This window comes from Massilia sp. S19_KUP03_FR1 (assembly GCF_036688685.1).
Classification (GTDB): Bacteria; Pseudomonadota; Gammaproteobacteria; order Burkholderiales; family Burkholderiaceae_D; genus JALYUM01.
Genome location: NZ_JAQQPS010000025.1, coordinates 23,917 through 44,982, shown reverse-complemented (window position 1 = coordinate 44,982; position 21,066 = coordinate 23,917). Strand labels below are relative to the sequence as shown.

20 protein-coding genes are annotated in these 21,066 nt (G+C 61.7%); 5 read left to right on the top strand and 15 right to left on the bottom strand.

Features of this window, described 5'->3' with window-relative positions; translation table 11 throughout:
- Positions 1–6 precede the first annotated feature (6 nt).
- Positions 7–825: an NAD(+) diphosphatase gene (nudC, locus tag V6M87_RS23025; protein WP_332879006.1), complete on the bottom strand. Its 819-nt coding sequence runs from the start codon at positions 823–825 to the stop codon at positions 7–9.
- Between the two features lie 338 nt (positions 826–1,163).
- On the opposite strand from nudC, the gene V6M87_RS23020 reads away from it, so the two are divergent.
- Complete coding sequence (locus tag V6M87_RS23020; RefSeq protein WP_332879005.1) at positions 1,164–2,486, top strand: hypothetical protein; 1,323 nt, start codon at positions 1,164–1,166, stop codon at positions 2,484–2,486.
- A 67-nt stretch (positions 2,487–2,553) separates the two neighbouring features.
- On the opposite strand, the gene V6M87_RS23015 is transcribed toward V6M87_RS23020, so the two are convergent.
- The 12 genes from V6M87_RS23015 to V6M87_RS22960 form a co-directional block, all read right to left on the bottom strand.
- Positions 2,554–3,444 (bottom strand): type VI immunity family protein, encoded by an 891-nt coding sequence (locus V6M87_RS23015; RefSeq protein WP_332879044.1) that lies wholly within the window; start codon positions 3,442–3,444, stop codon positions 2,554–2,556.
- 6 nt (positions 3,445–3,450) lie between these two features.
- Positions 3,451–3,651 carry a hypothetical protein gene (locus V6M87_RS23010; RefSeq protein WP_332879004.1) on the bottom strand — a complete coding sequence of 67 codons (201 nt, stop codon included), beginning with the start codon at positions 3,649–3,651 and terminating at the stop codon, positions 3,451–3,453.
- Between the two features lie 25 nt (positions 3,652–3,676).
- A complete protein-coding gene (locus V6M87_RS23005; protein ID WP_332879003.1) occupies positions 3,677–4,774 on the bottom strand; it encodes a type VI immunity family protein in 1,098 nt (365 codons plus the stop codon).
- Positions 4,775–4,784: 10 nt separating this feature from the next.
- Positions 4,785–5,489 (bottom strand): VRR-NUC domain-containing protein, encoded by a 705-nt coding sequence (locus tag V6M87_RS23000; protein ID WP_332879002.1) that lies wholly within the window; start codon positions 5,487–5,489, stop codon positions 4,785–4,787.
- Complete coding sequence (locus V6M87_RS22995) at positions 5,486–6,019, bottom strand: PAAR domain-containing protein (RefSeq protein ID WP_332879001.1); 534 nt, start codon at positions 6,017–6,019, stop codon at positions 5,486–5,488. The genes V6M87_RS23000 and V6M87_RS22995 overlap by 4 nt, the downstream gene beginning before the upstream one ends.
- A gap of 106 nt (positions 6,020–6,125) precedes the next feature.
- The gene (locus V6M87_RS22990; RefSeq protein ID WP_332879000.1) at positions 6,126–6,653 is read right to left on the bottom strand and encodes a DUF2867 domain-containing protein; all 528 of its coding nucleotides are present in this window, start codon (positions 6,651–6,653) and stop codon (positions 6,126–6,128) included.
- A gap of 95 nt (positions 6,654–6,748) precedes the next feature.
- The gene (mnhG, locus tag V6M87_RS22985) at positions 6,749–7,138 is read right to left on the bottom strand and encodes a monovalent cation/H(+) antiporter subunit G (protein WP_332878999.1); all 390 of its coding nucleotides are present in this window, start codon (positions 7,136–7,138) and stop codon (positions 6,749–6,751) included.
- The gene (locus V6M87_RS22980; protein ID WP_332878998.1) at positions 7,135–7,419 is read right to left on the bottom strand and encodes a K+/H+ antiporter subunit F; all 285 of its coding nucleotides are present in this window, start codon (positions 7,417–7,419) and stop codon (positions 7,135–7,137) included. The genes mnhG and V6M87_RS22980 overlap by 4 nt, the downstream gene beginning before the upstream one ends.
- Positions 7,397–7,915 carry a Na+/H+ antiporter subunit E gene (locus tag V6M87_RS22975; protein WP_332878997.1) on the bottom strand — a complete coding sequence of 173 codons (519 nt, stop codon included), beginning with the start codon at positions 7,913–7,915 and terminating at the stop codon, positions 7,397–7,399. The genes V6M87_RS22980 and V6M87_RS22975 overlap by 23 nt, the downstream gene beginning before the upstream one ends.
- Positions 7,912–9,516 (bottom strand): monovalent cation/H+ antiporter subunit D, encoded by a 1,605-nt coding sequence (locus tag V6M87_RS22970; protein ID WP_332878996.1) that lies wholly within the window; start codon positions 9,514–9,516, stop codon positions 7,912–7,914. Before V6M87_RS22970 ends, V6M87_RS22975 begins: the two co-directional genes overlap by 4 nt.
- A complete protein-coding gene (locus V6M87_RS22965; RefSeq protein ID WP_332878995.1) occupies positions 9,513–9,857 on the bottom strand; it encodes a Na+/H+ antiporter subunit C in 345 nt (114 codons plus the stop codon). The genes V6M87_RS22970 and V6M87_RS22965 overlap by 4 nt, the downstream gene beginning before the upstream one ends.
- Complete coding sequence (locus tag V6M87_RS22960; protein WP_442920632.1) at positions 9,857–12,757, bottom strand: monovalent cation/H+ antiporter subunit A; 2,901 nt, start codon at positions 12,755–12,757, stop codon at positions 9,857–9,859. The genes V6M87_RS22965 and V6M87_RS22960 overlap by 1 nt, the downstream gene beginning before the upstream one ends.
- 207 nt (positions 12,758–12,964) lie before the next feature.
- Here V6M87_RS22960 and V6M87_RS22955 point away from each other — a divergent pair, with 207 nt between their 5' ends.
- Positions 12,965–13,642, top strand: a complete 678-nt coding sequence (locus V6M87_RS22955; protein ID WP_332878994.1) for a DJ-1/PfpI family protein — start codon at positions 12,965–12,967, stop codon at positions 13,640–13,642.
- A 59-nt stretch (positions 13,643–13,701) separates the two neighbouring features.
- Here the strand turns inward: V6M87_RS22955 and ssb are convergent, their stop codons facing one another.
- Positions 13,702–14,202, bottom strand: coding sequence for a single-stranded DNA-binding protein (gene ssb, locus V6M87_RS22950; RefSeq protein WP_332878993.1), 501 nt, complete (start codon positions 14,200–14,202; stop codon positions 13,702–13,704).
- Positions 14,203–14,561: 359 nt separating this feature from the next.
- Here ssb and uvrA point away from each other — a divergent pair, with 359 nt between their 5' ends.
- Positions 14,562–17,408, top strand: coding sequence for an excinuclease ABC subunit UvrA (gene uvrA / locus V6M87_RS22945; RefSeq protein ID WP_332878992.1), 2,847 nt, complete (start codon positions 14,562–14,564; stop codon positions 17,406–17,408).
- Positions 17,409–17,564: 156 nt separating this feature from the next.
- Positions 17,565–18,635, top strand: coding sequence for a phosphate ABC transporter substrate-binding protein PstS (gene pstS, locus V6M87_RS22940; RefSeq protein WP_332878991.1), 1,071 nt, complete (start codon positions 17,565–17,567; stop codon positions 18,633–18,635).
- Positions 18,636–18,673: 38 nt separating this feature from the next.
- Here the strand turns inward: pstS and V6M87_RS22935 are convergent, their stop codons facing one another.
- Entirely contained in the window at positions 18,674–19,714 is a 1,041-nt protein-coding gene (locus V6M87_RS22935; protein ID WP_332878990.1) for a MerR family transcriptional regulator, read from the bottom strand.
- A 552-nt stretch (positions 19,715–20,266) separates the two neighbouring features.
- On the opposite strand from V6M87_RS22935, the gene V6M87_RS22930 reads away from it, so the two are divergent.
- On the top strand, positions 20,267–21,025 hold the full coding sequence (locus tag V6M87_RS22930; protein ID WP_332878989.1) for a PEP-CTERM sorting domain-containing protein: 759 nt from the start codon (positions 20,267–20,269) through the stop codon (positions 21,023–21,025).
- Positions 21,026–21,066 lie beyond the last annotated feature (41 nt).

Below are 21,066 nucleotides of genomic sequence, written 5' to 3'. Positions count from 1 at the left end.
CCCTGTTCAACGCCCGGGCGGGCGGTGCGCATCGACCAGCATGGCCGAGACCGACACGTGCGCCACTTTCTCGGGCCACACGTCGTCCGGGCCGAACCAGCGGGCGTCGGCGATTTCGTTGGCATCGACGCGGATCTCGCCATCGAGGTAGTCGGCGGTGAAGGCGATCATCAGCGAATGGGGGAAGGGCCACGACTGGCTGGAGAAATATTGCAGGTTGTGCACGCGCAGGCCGACTTCTTCCATCACTTCCCGGTGCACGGCTTCTTCGATCGACTCGCCCGCCTCCAGGAAACCGGCCAGCGGCGTGTAGCGCTTGGCCGGCGAGATCGCATGCATCGCCAGCAATACCGCATCACCCTTGCGGATGAGCACCATCATGGCCGGCGAGATACGCGGATAGGCCAGGTGGCCACAGTGCGGACAGGTCATGCAGCGCTCGCCCTCGGCCTGCACCATGCGCTTGCCACAATTGCCGCAGAAGCGGTGCGTGCGCGCCCATTCGGCAATTTGCGCGGCGCGACCGGCCACACCGAGCAAATCGTCGGGCAGCGCGCCGAACAGCGAGCGCAGGCCGCGCCATTCGTAACCGGGCGGCGCCGCGTCGGTTTCGGTCCAGCTGGTCTGGGCGTAGCGCGTGCCCCACAGGCCGACCGGACGCAGGCCGTGCGGCGCGATGTCGAGCAGCGCCAACGCAGCTGCGTCCGGCAGCGCCTGGTCATGTTCACGCACCAATATACGTTTGTCGTGAAAGATGAACGTCAGCGGATCGGCGTGCACTTCGGAACGGATCAGGGGCGTAAAACCGGTGGGCGTTTGCAGCATGGCGGACTCGAATAAGGGGGTGGCGTCGATGATACCGGGTTTCCGCAGGTAAGGAGGCCAAGCTCGCGGTTCAACCATGGGCGCAGGAACGATGCTGAGCTTGCGACTTTGTAGCAAAGTCGCAACGGTTTTTGTAATGATTTGTCTCTGGGTGCAGCAGAGTTGTCGCGCACTCTCGTGCACGCGCAGGCCCTGGCCCAGTGAGGAAGCCGATTTCACCATTACACAATTGAAATGTTCCTCAAGCAAGAAATTTCCTCGCGAGTACAATTTTAAAAAACCAACAATATTTCCAGGCTGCACTATCAGCCGCACTTAACGATCACGCGAGACCCATCATGAAAAATACAGCGCCAGCCCTGATTTGCCTTCTATTGGCCGCATGCGGCGGCGGCGGAGGCGGCAGTTCGAGCGGCGGCGGCAGCGGCACCACGCCGCCGGGCTCCGCGTCGTTCCTGGTAGCCGGGCCTGTGGTCAACCTCGAAGCCAGCGGGCTGGTCGTCGCCAATGGCAACGACACGGTCACCGTCCCGAAAGCCGGTACCTCCTTCGTGTTTGCGAATAAAGTGGCCACCGGCGCCAGCTATTCGGTGGCCATCACGTCGCAGCCGCAGGGCTTCCAGGCGTGCAGCATCAGCGGCACCTTCCCGGCCGTGATGGCCAGCACCGATGTGTCGGTGCCGGTCATCTGCGCCGATGCGGTGGTTGGCGTGAGCACGCTGGCCGGTAGCGACACGGCAGGTGCGGCGAACGGCAGCGGCAGCGCCGTGCGCTTCAATGGCATTTTCGGTCTGGCACTCGACGCCAGCGGCAATCTCTACGTGGGCGACGGTGGCAACAGCCAGATCCGAAAAATGACCGTCGATGGCGTTGTCACCACCTTTGCCGGCGGCACCACCGGTGCCGGCGCTGCCGCCAACTTCGCCGCGCCAACGTCGCTGGTGTTCGACACGGCAGGCAACCTGTACGTGTCCGACTCGGGCGCGCGCAATGTGCGCAAGATTACGCCTGCCGGCGTGATCAGCACCGTGGCCGGCAGCGGCACCTTTGACAGCCGCGACGGCAACGGCCTGTTCGCCAGTTTCAAGCAGCCCGGTGGCATCGTCATCGACAGTGCCGGCAACCTGTTTGTTGTTGACGCAAAAGCCCACGTCATTCGCAGGATCACGCAGCAGGGGGACGTCAGCACCTTCGCCGGCACGACCGATGTGACGGGCAACCGCGACGGCACCGGCGCGCTGGCCAGCTTCAACGGTCCGTCTGGCCTGGCGATCGATGCGGCGAACAACCTGTACGTGGCCGATGCCATCAATAACAAGATCCGCAAAGTCACCCCGGCCGGTGTGGTCACGACGTTCGCCGGCAGCGGCGCCGCCGGCAGTGCGAATGGCGCCGGAACGGCTGCGACCTTCAATTTGCCGGTCAACCTGTCGATCGACGCCGACGGCTTCCTGTACGTGGCGGAAACGCAAGGCAATTTCATCCGCAAAATCGCCCCGTCCGGCAAGGTCAGCACCATCGCCGGCGGCGGCAGTGGCGGCGACACGGCCGACACCGGCGCGGGCGCCCTGTTCCATGGCCCGACCAGCGTGGTGTTCGACAAAGCAAAAACGCTGTATGTGGCGGACTTCAACAAGGTGCGCAAGCTGGTTCGCAAGTAAGCCGCTGCGCCTGTTTGAAAAAGCCCCTGCACAGCGATGTGCAGGGGCTTTTTGTCATCCGCGCCGGTTACAGCGCACCCGGCAAGGTGGTTTCCGGCGTGAGTTTGGGTTCGTTCAGGAGCTTGGCTTTATAGGCCAGGAGTTCACTGTCCGGCACGTCGAAACGGGTGAGCCAGTGTTCGGCGGCGGCGCCGGCCAGACGTGGCTCACCATCCATGGAACCCTGGTGCAGGCTACCAATGTGCGCGATGCGAAGCGTTCGCAGCACCATATTCGGCAGCACATAGATGGACGGCTTTGCGTCGAGTTCGACTGGTGCGATCTCCGGTTCGGGGCCGGCCTGAATCACGATACCGTTGCCATAGTCGTATCTGGCGAACCAATCCTGGGGCAACTCGGAACGCAGCTTGGGTATGCCACCGACCGTTTCGATCATGCGTGTATTAATTGCGGTGAGCCAACCCACTGTCTTGATGTGACTGGGAATGCCTGTCGTGTGGCGGGCTGCTACCAGCACTGCACTACCAGCATCAAGGCCGGCCATTTTCGATACCATGACCGCTTCGGTGGATTCGTTTTCAGGTTTGCGGACAATCGACAAATTAAAGGCGAAACCGGCATGGCCATGCTCTGCCTTCAACAAACGCGCGCATGCAATAAACAGTGTTTGAAGTTCGGTGGGGTGAGTTTCCACGAACTGACGCGGGACGGAGAATTGCAGCGAGTCGAGTCCATTATCACCCTGCTTGGCCTCCCATTCGCGCAGCCCTGAGACCCAGAACAACCAGGGGCTCGCATCATGCGGCTTTTCGCCGCCGATGTAAGCAAAGCCGACACAGTCATTCTCATCCATCCGCTTGAGCATTTCCCGCATGGACTTCGCCTTGGGATAGGCAAATTTATCCGGTCCTTCCGGTGGTTCTTCCCGCCCCAGCCAAGTCAGGTGCTGTCTGGCAATGGCTTCTTACTGATCGAAGCACTTGCAGATTGCGTCCCGCACCGTATTCGTGTGAGAGCCGCGAAAATACAGCGTGGCCCGCACCGCCAGGGTGGCGCCGATGTAGTCTTCGGGTCCATACTTCATGAACATCGCCCCCGGGAGAACGTGGTTTTCATGGGTCTTCGTCCAGTTGATCATGAATCCATCACGCTCAGCTTTATCCATCGCCCCCCCCCCCGCGCGAACTCATTTATAAAACGTCAGGCAAAATCGCTTCCCTGGTCAGTTTGGGCTCATTGAGCAACTTCGCTTTATAGGCCAGAAGTTCACTGTCCGGCACATCGAAACGGGTGAGCCAGCGTTCGGCGGCGGCGCCGGCCAAGCGTGGTTCACCATCTTTGGGGTAGTAATGCAGGCTGTCGATTTCCGACACCCGGATCTTCCGCAAGAGCATGTTCGGCAGCACATAGATAGCCGGCTTTGCGTCGAGCTCGACCGGAGCAATTTCCGGTTCAGGGCCGGCCTGGATCACGATGCCGTTGCCGTAGTCATATTTGGCAAACCAGTCCTGCGGCAGTTCAGAACGTAGCGTTGGCATGCCGCCAACTGCCTCGACCATATCAGTGTTGATGGCAGTGAGCCAGCCGATTGTTTTGATGTGATCGGCGATGCCGGTTTTCCCATGGCGCCCGACCATGATTGCGCTACCCGCGTCCAAGCCTGCCATTTTGGATGCCATGAACGCTTCTGTCGATTCGTTTTCTTCGCCACGTACTGCCGAGAGATTGAAGGCGAAGCCGCCGTGTCCATGTTCCGCTTTCAGGCGCCGCGCAAAGTCGACAAACAATTGCTGAAAGAGGACAGGGTGAGCCTTGACGAAACTGCGCGGTAACGAGAACTCCAGCGAGCCAAGCCCGTACCGGCTCATTTTTGCTTCCCATCCACGCAGTCCTGATACCCAAAATATCCATGGACTGCTTTCGTGCGGTTTCTTGCCGCCGATGTAAGCAAACCCAACATGGTCATCGACGTCCAGGCGCTTCATCATGTCACGCAATGGTCTGGCTTTTGGGTAAGCGAATTTGTCGGGGCCCTCGGGCGGTTCTTCGCGCCACAGCCAGGTTAAGTGCTCCTTCGCAATAGACTCATAATCATCAAAGCATCGGCAGATTGCCTCCCTCACGCCAGCAGTATGGGAACCACGAAAGTACAAGGTGCCGCGCACGGCAAGTGCGGCGCCGATGTAGTCTTGCGGGCCATGCTTCATCAGCATTGCACCTGGCAGAACATTGTTTTCGTGGGTGTTCATCCAATTGATCATGAAAGCATCAAGGGCAAGCTTGTCCATAACGTGTCCTTCAGAAAGCGGGGATGGGCGGCCGAGGCGTACGGCCACGCGTTAAAGCAAAAGCAACCCAGGCCGCAGCCGCAGCTGCCCAGCCAAGTTTTTCAACGGGGATTTTTATTCCATCCGGTTCTGGCGCGTCGCAATCGCACTCACCAGGTTCCAATTTCTTGAATTTGCCTGGATGGCCTGCAATTTTTCGATAAGCGTCTTCCTGCGCTTTTGAGATCGTATCCGGCGGAAATTTCATCTCGACAATCTGCTTGATATTGTCCTGCGTCGGCGGCTTGGCCGGATCGTTCACGATCACCACGTCCGGCCGGCGAATCAGACCCTGCCCTGCCTTGAACGTGGGCGCATGTTCCGGCTCGGTCCCCCAGTACTTGCGCAGCCAGCCCGGCAAATACGGGTGTCCTTTGGTCGCAATGGCGCTGTCCATGGCCGGCGCCGGCGGCGATTTCGTCATGTCGTAATTGATCTCCTGCTTATACGGGCTGCGGTGCGCCAGCAGCTGGTCCAGCGCTTGCAAGCGTCCCGCCACGCAGCCCTGCTTCAACTGCTTTCCATCCTTGCCGACATCGGGCATTTTGTCACATTGGCACATCGCCGAGCACAGCACCTTTTTGTCGGCGGGCGCCAGTGGCACTTGCCCCAGCCGCACCGGGGTGGTGGCGCCGTCGGGCGCCATGTTGCCGTTGGCAAGTGGCGGCCCGCTCACGGCGCGCGATCGTCGATCAGCTCGAAGGCGAGCGATTCCGCGACCTCGCGCTCGACCCACGGCGTGTAGCCCTGTGAGTCGGTCACCGCCTCGATGCTGGCGCCGCCACTGGTGCGCACGCGCACGCGGCGGCCGCTGATGGGCTGGTCGGTCTGCTCGTCGAGCAGCTGGAAGCGACCGCGATACGGGCCGCTGACGACGGCTGCCGCGATGCCCTCGTCAAACGAAAAATAGCGCCGCGGCGTGGTGTCGCCAGCGCCACCGGCCGGTTCCGTCGTCATCTCTGACTGGCTGGCGATCAGTTTGGCGCCGCAAGCGACCGCGCAGCCGTGGTAGGCCGCGGCGGCGCCATCGAAGGTCATTGCCGGGTTGCCCTGGACGATGGGAAAATTGCCGCGGCAGCGCGGGCAGGCCACCATGTCACCCAGTCGCGCAATCGGCTTGCCGCCGGCAGTGGCCACCGGTGCGGCGCTGGTGACCGTGCCGCCGTGGTCGGTGGCGTCGCCCAGCAAAATCAATGCTTCGCTCATCGCCGTCCTCCTGGATGCAGACGGCGCGAGTGCCGTCAGCCAGTAGTGTCAGGCGAATTGGGACAGTGCTTTGGGGAAATGGAGGCCGAGTTGCGCCCCGTCAAACTTATTTGTGAACAATCCGGGACGGCCAGCCGATCCGTGCCGCGCGCCGCAAACTGGCTTGCACAACCAGCCGGTGGAAGGGTGCGATGAGCAGCAAATACGTGCGTCCCAGCCGGTTGTGACAGTGCACCACGGTAGAGACGGTCAACTGGGCGTCAACGCACAGCAGCGACACGCGGAAATCGAGGTGCTTGTCGTCCTCGCCGACGACGATCTCCGTCTCGTTCTTGCTGTAGATTCTGAAGATGCCCACCCGCTGCGTCCGTGCCCCCGGCTCGAGCGTGGCGAGTTGTTTGCCTGTTTTGAGGCCGAGCCGGGCGACGATGGCGTCCCGGATGCGCATGAGCATACCGACCCAGGCGGGCTGGTTGGCAAACATGAAGCGGGCCAGCACTTCCGGATCCTGCGACGCGCCCGGCGGCAGGCGGATCGCGTAGGCATCGGCAAGCTGCACCGAGGGATAGGCCCGGGTGACGGCAGACTGCGCGGGGAGCGCCACCGGTGTAGCGTAAGCATAGTCGACTGGCATGCGCACCTTCCTCTGTTGGGATAGAGCTTTGGGACCAACAATATATTGACTGTTAGTAGATTCCAGTATGCCTCGCCTTTGCTATTCCGGCAACGTTATTCCTTGCCCGGCGCTTCCTCCCCGGCGATCTGGTAAACCCCGCCCGCGGTCGCGCCGCTGTCCGCCTTTTTGGCGCGCAGGTCGCGGTACACGGCGGCGCGCATGATCAGCATCGAGACCACCGGCGCGCTCATCAGGATGAATGCGGCAATGATCACTTCGTGCACCACCAGGCGCGATTGCGCCACCGTGAAATACACCATCGAGGCGAGCAGGATGCAGCCGGCCCCCACCGTGACGATGATGGCCGGGCCGTGCATGCGCTGATAAAAGGTGCGCAGGCGCAGCAGGCCCAGCGCGCCGATCAGGATGATGGACGCGCCGAGGAACAGCAGCGTTGCCACGATCAGTGCGGCCCAGGCCGGCAATGCAGCAATGCCGTTCATTCGATGATCTCCCCGCGCATCAAAAATTTCGCCATGGCGATGGTGGAGACGAAACTGACCAGCGCGATCAGCACCGCCACCTCGAAATACACCTGGGTGCCGAAGCGGATGCCGAGCACCAGCGCCAGCAGCATGCCGGCCATCCACAGCGTGTCGAGCGCGAGCACGCGGTCATGGGCCGAGGGGCCGATGAGCAGGCGCAGCGCGCACAGCACCATCGCCACCAGCACGCACACCAGCGCGTAGCCTATCGAGAGTTCAAGCAAGGTCGCCACGGGCATTCTCCGGTTCAAAGATGTCGATCAGGGGGCGCTCGTAGCGCGTCGTGATGGTGTCTACCCACCATTGTTCGTCGTGCAGGTCGAACACGTGCAGTGCCAGTTCGTGGCGCTCGGGCAGGATTTCGACCCAGACGGTGCCTGGCGTCATGTTGATCATGCAGGACAGCACAGCCAGGCCGTGCGGGTCGCGGATGGTCAGGGGCACCCGGATGAAGGCGGAATGCACGGCCGCGTGATCGCCGAACAGGATGATGCGGCACACGCCGGCGCACGAACGCAGAATCTCGACCGACGCCATGCCCACCAGGCGCAGCGCCGTGAGCGGCGCATGCAGGCGCGGGTAGCCGAGCGGCTGCAGGCGCCGCAGCAGCAGCGGCAGCGCAATGCCGAGCGCCGCACCGAGCAGGATGTTGCCGGCATCGAAGGCCTGGTTCAGCAGCAGCCACAGCGCGCACAGCGCCAGAGAGACGACCGGATGCGGCAGCCAGCGCTTCATGGCACCACCGGTTCGGTCAGTACCCGGCGCACGTACTTGCCCGGTTCGTGGAGGTCGGCGCTGGCGCGGCCAAGATAGTCGAACAGCGGACGCGCCTGCACTGTCATCGCCAGCGAGAGCAGCAGCAGTCCCGCCACCGGCGTCGCTTCGGACAGGCGCAGGTGCGGCGGAGTGAGGATCTCGGCGGCCCAGAAGGTGCGCACCCCAAAGCGCAGCATGGAAATGATGGCAATCAGGCCGGAGACGATCACCAGCGCCATCAGCGTCCAGCCGGTGGCGCCGATCGGGGCGCTGCCTGGCGCTGGATTGAGCAGCGCGTGGAACATGCTGAACTTGGCGACAAAGCCGGACAGCGGCGGCAGGCCGGCGATCATCAGGGTGCAGGCGAGAAATGCCAGCGACAGGAAGGCCATCGCCGCCGGCACACCCTTGCCGCGCGGCTCGTCGGGTGCATCTTCCACGGCCCAGGCTTCCATTGTCAGCGCCAGCATCGCCGAGCCGGGCGTGCGGATGCGGTCGATCAGTTCGATCAGCAGCAGGAAGGCCGCCACCGCCAGCGTCGAGCCGACCAGGTAGTACAGCCCGGCCGTCACCAGGGCCGGCTGGCCGTAGCCGATCAGCGCCAGCAGCGTGCCGGACGAGACGATCGCGCTGTAACCGGCCATGCGTCCGGCCTTGTCGGTGGACAGCATGCCGGCCGCGCCGAACACGATGGTGGCCATGCCACCCCAGACCAGGGCGTCATAGCCAAACCGGGCGGCAGCGCCCGCTTCGTCTCCGAACAGCAGCAGCCACAGGCGCAGGACGACATACGCGCCGACCTTGGTCATCAGCACCAGCATCACCGCCACCGGGGGCGACGCGGCGGCGTACGTGGTCGGCAACCAGAAGCCGAGCGGCCACATCGCGCTTTTCACCAGGAAGGCCAGTGCCAGTACGCCAAAACCGACCTTCAGCAGGCCGATGTCGGCCGGTGCCATGGCCGCGATGCGCACGGCCAGGTCGGCCATGTTCAGGGTGCCGGTGGTGGCGTAGATCAGCGAGGTGCCGATCAGGAACATCAGGGCGGCGGCCAGGTTCACGGCGATGTACTGCATGCTGGCGCGCAGGCGCTCGGCATTGTAGCCATGCAGCACCAGGCCGTAGGAGGCGGCCAGCATCACTTCGAAAAACACGAACAGATTGAACAGGTCGTGGGTCAGCAAGGCGCCGTTGATGCCCATCAGCAGGAACTGGAACAGCGCATGAAAATGCACGCCGGTGCGGCCCCAGCGGCCCAGAGAGAAGCACAGGGAAGCGAGCGCCAACACGCCGGTCAGCAGCAACATCAGTGCCGACAAGCGGTCGGCCACCAGCGCGATGCCGAACGGCGCGGCCCAGTTGGCGGCGAGATAGACGCCGATGCCCTCTTTCCAGGCGCCGCTGTCGGCGCAGACCATCAGGGCGCAGGCCGTGGCCAGCTGGGCCAAGACCGAGGCACAGCTGAGCGCGAATTTGATACGGTGGCCACCTTGCGTCAGCGGCACCAGGATGGCGCCGCACAGCAGCGGCAGCAGGATCGGCAGGATGATGAGGTGTTGCGCCAGGTATTGCGGCGTCATGGTTCAGGCTCCTCGCCGTCGACATGGTCGGAGCCGGTCATGCCGCGCGTGCCGATCATCACCACCAGGTACAAGGCTGTGGTGGCAAAGCCGATCACGATTGCAGTGAGCACCAGCGCCTGCGGCAGCGGGTCGGCCAGCACGCGCGCGTCGGGCACACTGCCAGCCGGGGTGAACGGCGGCTGGTCGAGCCAGACGCGGCCCATGATAAAAATGAACAGGTTGACGGCATACGACATCAGCATCAGGCCGGTCAGCACCTGAAAACTGCGCGGGCGCAGCAGCAGCCAGATGCCGGCGCCGAACACGATGCCGATGGCGAGCGAGGCGACCAGCTCCATCAGGCAATCTCCTTGGTTGGTGGCAAAGCGCTGCGGCTGGCGCCGGGTGGCGCGCGGTGGCTGCGCAGCGACTGGTGGGCCAGTGCCACGAGAATGAGCATGGTGGTGCCGACCACCACCACGAACACGCCCAGGTCGAACACGAAGGCGCTCGGTACGTGGATGTCTCCCAGCAGCGGCAGGTGCAAGTGCGCCGTGTGGCTGGTGAGGAAGGGGTAGCCGAACAGCCAGGCGCCGAGACCCGTGGCGCAGGCGGTAATCAGGCCGACGGCAATCCAGCGGTGCGGGCGCAGGCCCAGATGGGCTTCGACCCAGTCGGTGCCGCCGACCATGTACTGCACGATGACGGCGGTGGCGAAAATCAGCCCGGCGACAAAGCCGCCACCCGGCAGGTTGTGGCCGCGCATGAAGAAATACACGGCGATGATGGCCATGAAGGGCAGCAGGAAGCGCAGGTAGACGCTGGGCAGCATCAGGTAGCCGGTGGTCACCTGCTGCAACGGCGTCTGGGTGGCGGCCGGATCGACATCATTCGCCTGTTGCACGGGGATGGCGACACTTTCGCGCGCCGGGCGGAAACGCCGCAGCAAGGCGTACACCGTCAGCGCGACGATGGACAGGACGGTGATTTCGCCCAGCGTGTCGAAGCCGCGGAAATCGACCAGCAGCACATTGACGACGTTGGCGCCGCCGCCGTCGGGCAGCGCGTGCTGGATATAGAAGTCGCTGATGGTGGGTGGCGCCTTGGTGGCCAGAAGCGCATACGTGGCGGCGGCCAGTCCCAGGCCGCCGGCCACGGCCACCGTACCGTCGCGTCCGCGCCGCAGCCAGCTCAGCAAAGGCAGGCGCGGCGCCAACCCCGTCGGGGGCTTGCGCAGTGGCAGCCAGCGCAGGCCCAGCAGGATGAGCACCGTGGTGACGGTTTCCACCATCAGCTGGGTCAGCGCCAGGTCCGGCGCCGACATCCACAGGAACGTCAGGCTGACGACCACGCCGACGCCGCCGGCCAGCAGCAGCGCCACCAGCCGGTGGTATTTGGCTTGCCAGGCGGCGCCCAGCGCGCACGCGGCGCCGATCAGCCACAGCAGCGCAAACAGCGGATCGAGGTCGATGAAGCGCAGGGCGGGCATGGCCGGCAACGGCGCGACCACCAGCAGCGGCACCGCCACCATGGCAACCATCAGCATCAGCAGTTGCAGCTGGAGGCGCTGGGTGCCGCTCCAGCGCAGCAGCCACGCGGCCGCGTGGGTCAGCGCCACCAGGCAATTCTCGTAGGCCTGGGCGCCGTTCAGGCGGTGCAGGACGGGCACCCGGTCGCGTTCGGCCAGCGCAAAATAACGCCGCAGCAACACATACAGCAAGGTGCCGCCGGCCAGCGCCACCACGCTCATCAACAGCGGCAGGTTCCAGCCGTGCCAGATGCCCAGGTTGTAGTCGGGCAGCGCGGTGCCCAGCACCGACTGCGCCGCCACACCCAGGACCGTACCGACGCTGCGCTCGGGCATCACACCGACCAGCACGCACAGCACGACCAGACATTCCACCGGAAAGCGCATCCAGCGCGGCGGCTCGTGCGGCGGCTTTGGCAAATCGGTGGCCGGCGCGCCGAAGAACACACTGATGAAGCGCAGCGAATAGGCGACGCTGAACACGCCCATGGCCAGTGCCGCATACGACATCGACCAGTGTTCGGAGCCGCCCACCAGCATCGTCTCGGCAAAGAACATCTCTTTTGACAGGAAGCCATTCAACAGCGGCACCCCGGCCATCGCGGCACTGGCGACAATGGCCAGCGCAGCCGTGTAGGGCATCGTATGGCGCAGGCCGCGTAACAGGCGCATGTCGCGCGTGCCGGTTTCGTGGTCGATGATGCCGACCGCCATGAACAGCGACGCCTTGAAAATCGCATGATTGATCGTATGAAAAATCGCCGCCACCACTGACAGCGGCGAGCCGATCGAGAGCAGCACCACGATCAGGCCCAGGTGGCTGATAGTGGAATACGCCAACAAGCCCTTCATGTCGTGCTGGAAGATGGCAAAGAAGGAACCGATCAGCAAGGTACAGACGCCGGCACTGAGCAAGATCCAGGTCCACTCCGGGGTGCCCGAGAGAACCGGCCACAGGCGGATCAGCAGGAATACCCCGGCCTTGACCATGGTCGCCGAGTGCAGAAAGGCCGAGACCGGCGTGGGCGCGGCCATCGCGTGCGGCAACCAGAAGTGAAAAGGGAACTGCGCGCTCTTGGTCAGGGCGCCGAGTGCGATGAGTACCAGCACCGGCACATACCAGGCGTGGGCGCGCACCTCGTCTCCGGCGGCCAGCACCGCGTCGAGATCGTAGCTGCCGACGATGTGGCCAAGCATCAGCACGCCGGCCAGCAGGCACAGCCCGCCGATGGTGGTCACCGTGAACGCCATGCGGGCGCCGCGGCGGGCATCGTTGCGGTGTTGCCAGTAGCCGATCAAAAGGAACGACGTGACGCTGGTCAGCTCCCAGAAAATCACCAGTTGGATCAAATTGCCGGACAGGACCACGCCCAGCATTGAGCCCATGAAAGCGAGCATGTAGGCAAAGAAGCGCGCCACCGGGTCGCGCTGCGACATGTAGTAGCGCGCATACAGCAGCACCAGCAGGCCAATGCCCAGCACCATCACGGTGAAGACCCAGGCCAGGCCATCCATGCGCAGCGCGATGTCCAGGCCCATGTCGGGCAGCCATGCGTAGCGCGCGCGCACGATCTCGCCGCCGCTGACCCGGCTGAAGGCGCCAATCGCCAGAGCCAATGCGGCCAGCGTGACGGCGCCCGCCACCGCGGCCGGGCGATTGCGCGAGGCGGACGGCAGGCAGGCGGCGATCAGGGCGCCAATAAAGGGCAGCAGGACGAGCAGTGTCAGCATGATTTGGGTATGGACCTGCAAAATTCAGAGCACAAACCCGACAACCTTACCGGTTTTTTTGCAAGGATGGCAACGCATTAGTCTGTTGACAAGTGCGAGCCCGCCCGCGAAAAAAGTCAATGCCGGGCACGTCAACCAATCGTGTTTATTGCATATAAACTATTGGTAGGTAGACTTATTCACGCATCGCCATCAAAGGAGAACGGATTGTTAATCGGCATCTTGGTATTCCCCGGTGTGCAGCAACTGGATCTGACGGGGCCGTTCGAAGTATTCGCATCGCTCCCCGGCGCTGAAGTCCATTTGCTGTGGAAAGACGTCGCGCCCATCCGGTCGGCAACCGGCCTCGTTCTGCAGCCAACGATGACGCTGGCCGACTGCCCGGCACTCGATGTCATCTGCGTTCCCGGCGGCAGCGGCACGAACGCTTTGCTGACCGATGTGGAGGTGCACGATTTCATTCGCTGCATGGCGCGCAGCGCCCGCTTCGTCACCGCGGTGTGCACCGGGGCGCTGGTGCTCGGTGCCGCCGGCCTGCTGCGCGGACGCCGCGCGACCACGCATTGGATGTCGCTCGACCTGCTCGAACAATTCGGCGCGACGCCGGTGAGCGAGCGCGTGGTGCGCGACGGCCAGTTGATCACGGCAGGTGGCGTGACCGCAGGGATCGATTTCGCCTTGACGGTCGTGGCTGAGCTGGTCAGCGTCGATGCCGCGCAAGAGATCCAGCTGATGCTCGAATACGCGCCCGCGCCACCGTTCGACGCGGGAACGCCGGCGACCGCATCGCCAGCGACACTGGCGGGCGCGCGGGCGCGGCTGGCACCGACACGTACCGAGCGCGAAGCCGTGATCAGGACACTGGCGACCCGAAGCGCCGATTAAAAAACCCGCGCTTCTTGCGAAGAGCGGGTTTTGAATGGGTAAAGCTGGAGATTGACGAATCAGAACGGAATGTCGTCATCCATGTCCGAGAAATTCGGCGCCGGCTTCGGTGCCGGACGCGCTGCCGGCGTCGGTGGCGCCGGGCGTGGGGCCGGACGGCTCGGGGCGCTGTCGTAGCTGCCGCCGCTGTTGGCGTCGTCCATGCCGCCGTCGCCGCCCATGCCCTGGCGTCCGCCCAACATCTGCATGTTTTCAGCGATGATATCGGTTGCGTACTTCTCGACGCCGTCCTTGTCCGTGTACTTGCGGGTCTGCAAACGTCCCTCGACGTAGACCGAGGAACCTTTTTTCAGGTACTGGCCGACGATTTCAGCCAGGCGGCCGAAGAAGGAGATGCGGTGCCACTCGGTCAGCTCTTTTTGCTCGCCGGTGTTGCGGTCTTTCGATTTATACGAGGTGGCGACCGCGATGTTCGCGATGGCGTCGCCGCTTGGCATGTAACGAATTTCCGGATCGCGGCCGAGATTGCCGACGATGATGACTTTATTGACTGATGCCATGTCCTGCTCCTTGTCTGGTGTGAACCCTGGCACTGCACGTGACGAACCGCCAGGGGAATGGGTCTTATCGACCCGCTATTATGCCTTTGACAGGGGGGCTTGGTAAATCACCAAATTCTTGCGGCCTGTCGCCCATTGACCCGAAAATATTTTGAACTACTGGTGCATTTGCCATTGAACGAGGCACTACCTCGTCCACATACTGCGTACCCCCGCGTCTCTCCGGCACACATTCTTAACAAGCAAAAGCTCGTGGAGAACAAACCGGCTATAGTGGTGGGTTCCCCCTGTTGGCCGCGCCTCGTTGCGTTTTGCGTGCGTCCCGGCCCTGCAACCATATTGAAAGCCAGCCAAGATTAATGGAAGAAATTCGTATCCGCGGTGCCCGCACGCACAACCTCAAAAATATCAACCTGAACCTGCCGCGCAACAAGCTGATCGTCATTACCGGCTTGTCGGGTTCGGGTAAATCGTCGCTGGCGTTCGATACGCTGTATGCCGAAGGCCAGCGCCGCTATGTCGAGTCGCTGTCGGCGTACGCGCGCCAGTTCCTGCAGTTGATGGAAAAGCCGGATGTCGACCTGATCGAAGGTTTGTCGCCGGCTATTTCCATCGAGCAGAAGGCGACCTCGCATAATCCGCGCTCGACAGTCGGCACCGTGACCGAAATCCACGATTACCTGCGCCTGCTGTATGCGCGCGTCGGCACGCCATACTGCATCAACCACCCGGAAAAGGCGCTCGCCGCCCAGACCGTGTCGCAGATGGTCGATGCCGTGCTGGACATGAAGGAAGACACCAAGCTGATGATTCTGGCGCCGGTGGTCTCGAACCGCAAGGGCGAGCACGGCGACCTGTTTCTGTCCATGCAGGCGCAGGGTTTCGTGCGCTTCCGGGTCCAGAGTGGCACCGGCGCCGGCAAGATCTATGAAGTAGACGACCTGCCCAAGCTGAAGAAAACGGAAAAGCACACGATCGACGTCGTGATCGACCGTATCAAAGTGTCGGGCGACATCAAGCAGCGCCTGGCCGAGAGTTTTGAAACTGCCCTGCGCCTGGCTGATGGCCGCGCGATGGTGCTCGAGATGGACACCGAAGAAGAGCACGTCTACTCGAACAAGTTCGCCTGCAACATCTGCGGATATTCTCTGCAGGAACTCGAGCCGCGCCTGTTCTCGTTCAACAACCCGATGGGCGCCTGCCAGGAGTGTGACGGCCTGGGCCATATCGAGTTCTTCGACCCGAAGCGGATTGTCGCGTTCCCGAACCTGTCGCTGGCGTCCGGCGCCGTGAAGGGCTGGGATCGGCGCAACCAGTTTTATTTCCAGATGCTGTCGAACCTGGCCGCGTTCTACGATTTTGACCTGGATAAGCCGTTCGAGCAGTTGCCGAAAGCGGCGCAGGAAGCCGTGCTGCACGGTTCCGGCAAGACCACGATTCCATTTACTTATGTGAATGAACGCGGTCGCGCCGTGGTGCGCGAGCACACCTTTGAAGGCGTGGTCACGAATCTGCAGCGCCGCTATCGCGAAACCGATTCGATGGCGGTCAAGGAAGAACTGGCCAAGTTCATCAACGAAAAACAGTGCCCGTCGTGCAATGGCGCGCGCCTGCGCACCGAGGCGCGGTTCGTGAAAATCGGCACCGGCAAACAGCAGCGCGCGATCTATGAAGTGTCGGACAAGCCGCTGCGCGATACCCTGCACTTTTTTGAAACGCTGAAGCTGACCGGCTCTAAAAAGGAAATTGCCGACCGCGTCATCAAGGAAATCATCTCGCGCCTGAAGTTCCTGAATAACGTGGGCCTCGATTACCTGTCGCTCGACCGCAGCGCCGATACCTTGTCCGGCGGCGAAGCGCAGCGCATTCGCCTCGCCTCGCAGATCGGTTCCGGATTGACCGGCGTGATGTACGTGCTCGACGAGCCATCCATTGGCCTGCACCAGCGCGACAACGACCGCCTGATTCTGACCTTGAAGCACTTGCGCGATATCGGCAACAGCGTGCTGGTGGTCGAGCACGATGAAGATGCAATTCGCACCGCGGATTACATCGTCGACATGGGTCCGGGCGCCGGCGTGCACGGCGGCGAGATCATTGCCGAAGGCACGCTCAAGGATATCCTCAAGAATAAAAAATCGCTGACAGCGGCGTATTTGAATGGCACCAAGCGCATCGAGATTCCGAAAAAGCGCCATGAAGCCAATCCGGACAAGATGCTGGTCATTACCGGCGCGACCGGGAATAACCTGAAAAAGGTGTCGCTAAAACTGCCGGTCGGCTTGATGACCTGCGTGACGGGCGTGTCCGGCTCGGGTAAATCGACGCTGGTCAATGACACCCTGTATCCGGCCCTGTCGCGCCATTTGTATGGTTCGCACACGGAACCGGCGCCGCATGATTCGATTTCGGGCCTGGAGCATTTCGACAAGGTCATCTCGGTCGACCAGGCGCCGATCGGGCGCACGCCGCGTTCGAATCCGGCCACGTACACAGGTTTGTTCACGCCGATCCGCGACCTGTTTGCGACGGTGCCGGTGGCCAAGGAACGCGGCTATGGTCCGGGACGCTTCTCGTTCAACGTCAAGGGCGGGCGCTGCGAAGCGTGCCAGGGCGATGGCGTCATCAAGGTCGAAATGCACTTCCTGCCGGACGTGTATGTGCCGTGCGACGTCTGCCACGGCAAGCGCTACAACCGCGAAACGCTGGAAGTCCATTACAAGGGCAAGAGCATCACCGAAGTGCTGGACATGACGGTGGAAGACGCGCACGAGTTCTTCAAGCCAGTGCCGGTGATTGCCCGTAAATTGCACACCTTGCTGGACGTGGGCCTTGGCTACATCAAGCTGGGCCAGAGCGCGACGACGCTGTCGGGCGGTGAAGCGCAGCGCGTGAAACTGTCGCTGGAATTGTCCAAGCGCGACACCGGACGGACCCTGTACATCCTCGATGAGCCGACCACCGGTCTGCACTTTGCCGACATCGACTTGCTGCTCAAGGTGATGCATCGCTTGCGCGACCAGGGAAATACGCTGGTCATCATCGAGCACAATCTGGATGTCGTGAAAACGGCGGACTGGGTGATCGACCTGGGGCCGGAGGGTGGCGCCGGCGGCGGCAGGATTGTCGCGACCGGGACGCCGGAGCAGGTGGCGGCGAATGCAGAAAGCGCGACGGGGAAATATCTACTACCGCTGTTGCAGTAATTGTCACATTAAAACCCGGGTTGCGATCCGGGTTTTTTATTCAATGTGAATATTCACTCAGCGCAACGCAGCCAAAGGGCGTGCCAACCAACAACAATCACACATTTTCACATTGCACGGTCGAATGACCCATAAGTTTCCCTGTAGAATGCATATTTGATTGAAATCAACATGTTTTCTGCCGTTCGAATTGCAATACTTGCTACATCTGCGCTCCTTACCTGCGCAGCAAATGGTGCCGATATCAAAGGCGCTGGTTCAGCCAAGGCGGAGCCGCTGTACGCTGCGCTGGCGGCGGCTTATGCCAAATCGCATCCGATGACCCTGACGTACCAAGCGAGCAACTCGCGGGACGGACTGAAGCAAATCAACGCAAAAGCGGTCGACTTTGGCGCCAGTGATGTTCCCCTGTCTGCCGAAGAACGTAAAGTCGCCAATATGCTATGCCTTCCGACAGCGATATCGGGTGTCGTACCTGTGGTCAATATTGCAGGTGTGCGCAAGGGCCAGTTGAAGCTGACCGGCGACGTGCTGGCCGATATTTTTGCTCGAAAAATTGTAAGTTGGAACGATCCACGTGTGACGGCGCTCAATGCCGGCATCAAGCTGCCCGACCAGGCCATTACCGTCATCACCCGTACGGAAAGTTCGGGTCTCACCTATGATTTTACGGATTACCTGAGCAAGGTCAGCAAAACCTGGGCCGCCGGGTTTGGCCGCGACCTCACGATCAAGTGGGCCGCGGGCGTCGTGCCCGTCAAGGGACATGCCGCCCTGGTCAGCGCATTCCGGAGTACGCCAGGCGCCATCGCCTTTGCCGACTTTCATCATGCCAAAGAAAACGAGCTGAATTACGTACTGCTGAAAAACCGCGATGGAAAATACGTCGGGCCTGATGCAAGCAGCTTTTCTTCGGCCGTGAGGAACAGTGCGTGGAACAAAAGCGCAGCTTACGAGGAGTCGCTGACCGACCAGGCCGGCGCCTCCAGCTGGCCGATCACGGCGGGCACCTTCATTCTGATGCCGCAAAAAGCCCGCAACCCGGAACAGGCAATTGCGATGCTGAAATTTTTCGCATGGTCTTTCGCTGCGGGTGAGGCCGCGATCGTGAAGACGGATTTTGTGAAGCTGCCCGACAACGTGCAAGGCCGTGTTTTTGGTGAGCTGGCAGGCGTGACCGACAACGCCGGCGTGCCACTGCGCTGGTCACTCGCCGACGTCTTGTAACGGTATCGATAACCGCGCAGATACCGTAGCTGGGCAAGCTACGCGCTGGTTCCGGAACCGGGCGCCAGTGACTGCATCGCTGTCCTGATGTAATCGCGCATCGCCGCATCGACCATGCCGCCGTCCGTCAGCCGCGGCTCCTCCACCAGCGCCTTGCGGATCTTCGCCTGCGTGGCCGGATTGTCGCCGGCGAACGAACGAAACAAATCGAACCACTGCAGCGCCAGCGCTTGCCCCTCGGGCGAGACGGGCGCCTGCCCCGCCTGCATCGCCTGGCGCACCTTGGCAATCAATGGCGGCCATTCACCACCGCGCTTGCCGATATTGTCTCGCAAGAACGCAAACTCGGCGTCGTCCAGGTAGGGCCGGTACAGCGCCGTCTTGCTTTCATGCGTGGCCGCCAGCACAAATTGCATCAGCGCCGGCGTGACGCCGGACGACGCCTGCAAGGCCGGCTCCTGCTCGTGCATGGCATTCAGTTTGGCAAACAGCACCGGGTTGTTGGCGGTGTCGCGCTTGACCATGTGCATCCAGCGCTGCGCCAGCGCTTGCGGCTCTGGGTCGGTTGCGCGGGCGCCGCCATCCATCTGCGCCTGCACGGCGGCCACCAGCGCTTGCCACGCTTCGGTGATGGCGGGCGTGGGTTCGTACAGCGGCAATTCCTTCAGTTCCTCGGGTGTGAAATATTTATCGAACATCGTCATCTGCTCCAGCGTTGTCAACCAGTCGGCCAGGTCAGGTTCCTGCCCGCCTGCCAGTTGTCCTTGCAGCCGCTGCAGGCGCGCGCGCAGGGCGTCGGCCCCGGCGATTTGTTGCTCAAGCATGGCGATCTGGCGGGACACGATGGCGGCGAGTGGGATCTCGTCCGTGGTGAGGGTCGTTCCGATATCGGCCAGCGACAGGCCGCACTGGCGCAAAGCCAGAACCTGGTGCAGGCGCGCAATGTCGGCTGCGGTGTAGAGGCGGTAGCCGGCGTCGGAACGCGCTGACGGGGTCAGGAGGCCGATGCTGTCGTAATGGTGCAGCGCGCGGACCGTGAGGCCGGTGCGTTTTGCGAGGTCACCTATTTTGAGCAGCATCGTATTTCCTTGATTCGTCAGCGTTGAACACACTTTGGAGGCTGACGTTGGGTGAGGGTCAAGCAATTATACGAAAAATAAAACGCCACCTGAAACGGTGGGCGACGCGCATCGGCCGCCTGGAACATCCCTGATTTCCAGGTTTACTTCAAATAAGCGATCCAGTCATTGATCGCATATATTTTTCCCAGAAATCTTGTGCAATCGTTTAATTCAAAATACCGCTGAATACTAAATATTTCATAGGCCACACTTTTATTCCCATGACATCGACAGTACCAAACCCGCCATGAATGGAATTAATTTCAGTTGCTTTTTACCGACGATTTTTGCATGTAGAAAATATTTCCCCAGGTAGAACTAATGATGAATCAGGTAAATTGAAAAATTAACTCGACAAGCAATTGACGAAAACTGTCGAACATTTTTACAAAATTATTTCGATTGAAAAATACTAATAGTTAAGTTATTGATTTAATTGGAATTTTATATTTGGCACAGATAATGCTTAGCTGATTCGTGCTTCATTAACCAACCAGCAAAGGGAATAACATGAATATGCTCAAAAAATTGGGTTTCACGATATTTTTTATTACGGCCAGCATGAACGTCAACGCGTCCGTTGTCAGGATCGACGCAAAAGCCTTTACGCCGCAAGCCGGTCTGATTACCTTCAGTGAGATGGCCCTGGGTACGATGAATCCCATTTATAACCCGGTCGACTACGGCGGCGGCGCCACTGCGCCGTCGGTCAGCTTCGGCAGTTATTTCACGGGTCAGTCTATTTCGGCTGGCGCATGCTCGCCAGGTGCTGCGCCGACCGGCTGTGTAACCGGCACGCCAACTGGCCCACTAAGCCTGGCGCTCGCTGCGGGCGGCGCCTTCATTTCCCAGGATAGCGCCAATCCGAGTTCCCCCGTCCTGAGCGGAACGCCGACCTTCAATGGCCCGATTGCGATCCTGTTCAGTGTCGGATTGACAGCAGTGGGCCTTGATGGCGGCTATTTCGACGGCATCGCGGGCACGGTGATCACAGCGTTCGGGTTCGATGGTTCCGTCCTTGGCACGATGAGCAATCAAGGCTTGGGCATTGAATTTCTTGGCCTGGCAACACAGGACGGAAGCGCCACGATCGCCGGCCTGCTGTTCAGCCTTGCCGGAAACGAACCATCAGGCTTTGCGATCGATAACCTGCGCTTTGGCACGGCCGGCCAGGTCGTCGTCCCACCCAGTATCCCTGAGCCATCATCTATCGCCCTCGCAATCGCAGCCATGCTTGCACTGACGCTGGCGCGCCGCCGCCGCAGTTAAGCTCGGCGTCGGGAACTGCCTGCAGCGCCACCTTGCATGAC

What these genes read in the sequence shown, in the direction of transcription:
- nudC (WP_332879006.1), bottom strand. Translation starts at nt 825, where the DNA reads ATGCTGCAAACGCCCACCGGTTTTACGCCCCTGATCCGTTCCGAAGTG.
- V6M87_RS23020 (WP_332879005.1), top strand. Translation starts at nt 1,164, where the DNA reads ATGAAAAATACAGCGCCAGCCCTGATTTGCCTTCTATTGGCCGCATGC.
- V6M87_RS23010 (WP_332879004.1), bottom strand. Translation starts at nt 3,651, where the DNA reads ATGGATAAAGCTGAGCGTGATGGATTCATGATCAACTGGACGAAGACC.
- V6M87_RS23005 (WP_332879003.1), bottom strand. Translation starts at nt 4,774, where the DNA reads ATGGACAAGCTTGCCCTTGATGCTTTCATGATCAATTGGATGAACACC.
- V6M87_RS22995 (WP_332879001.1), bottom strand. Translation starts at nt 6,019, where the DNA reads ATGAGCGAAGCATTGATTTTGCTGGGCGACGCCACCGACCACGGCGGC.
- V6M87_RS22990 (WP_332879000.1), bottom strand. Translation starts at nt 6,653, where the DNA reads ATGCCAGTCGACTATGCTTACGCTACACCGGTGGCGCTCCCCGCGCAG.
- mnhG (WP_332878999.1), bottom strand. Translation starts at nt 7,138, where the DNA reads ATGAACGGCATTGCTGCATTGCCGGCCTGGGCCGCACTGATCGTGGCA.
- V6M87_RS22980 (WP_332878998.1), bottom strand. Translation starts at nt 7,419, where the DNA reads ATGCCCGTGGCGACCTTGCTTGAACTCTCGATAGGCTACGCGCTGGTG.
- V6M87_RS22975 (WP_332878997.1), bottom strand. Translation starts at nt 7,915, where the DNA reads ATGAAGCGCTGGCTGCCGCATCCGGTCGTCTCTCTGGCGCTGTGCGCG.
- V6M87_RS22970 (WP_332878996.1), bottom strand. Translation starts at nt 9,516, where the DNA reads ATGACGCCGCAATACCTGGCGCAACACCTCATCATCCTGCCGATCCTG.
- V6M87_RS22965 (WP_332878995.1), bottom strand. Translation starts at nt 9,857, where the DNA reads ATGGAGCTGGTCGCCTCGCTCGCCATCGGCATCGTGTTCGGCGCCGGC.
- V6M87_RS22960 (WP_442920632.1), bottom strand. Translation starts at nt 12,757, where the DNA reads ATGCTGACACTGCTCGTCCTGCTGCCCTTTATTGGCGCCCTGATCGCC.
- ssb (WP_332878993.1), bottom strand. Translation starts at nt 14,202, where the DNA reads ATGGCATCAGTCAATAAAGTCATCATCGTCGGCAATCTCGGCCGCGAT.
- uvrA (WP_332878992.1), top strand. Translation starts at nt 14,562, where the DNA reads ATGGAAGAAATTCGTATCCGCGGTGCCCGCACGCACAACCTCAAAAAT.
- V6M87_RS22935 (WP_332878990.1), bottom strand. Translation starts at nt 19,714, where the DNA reads ATGCTGCTCAAAATAGGTGACCTCGCAAAACGCACCGGCCTCACGGTC.
- V6M87_RS22930 (WP_332878989.1), top strand. Translation starts at nt 20,267, where the DNA reads ATGAATATGCTCAAAAAATTGGGTTTCACGATATTTTTTATTACGGCC.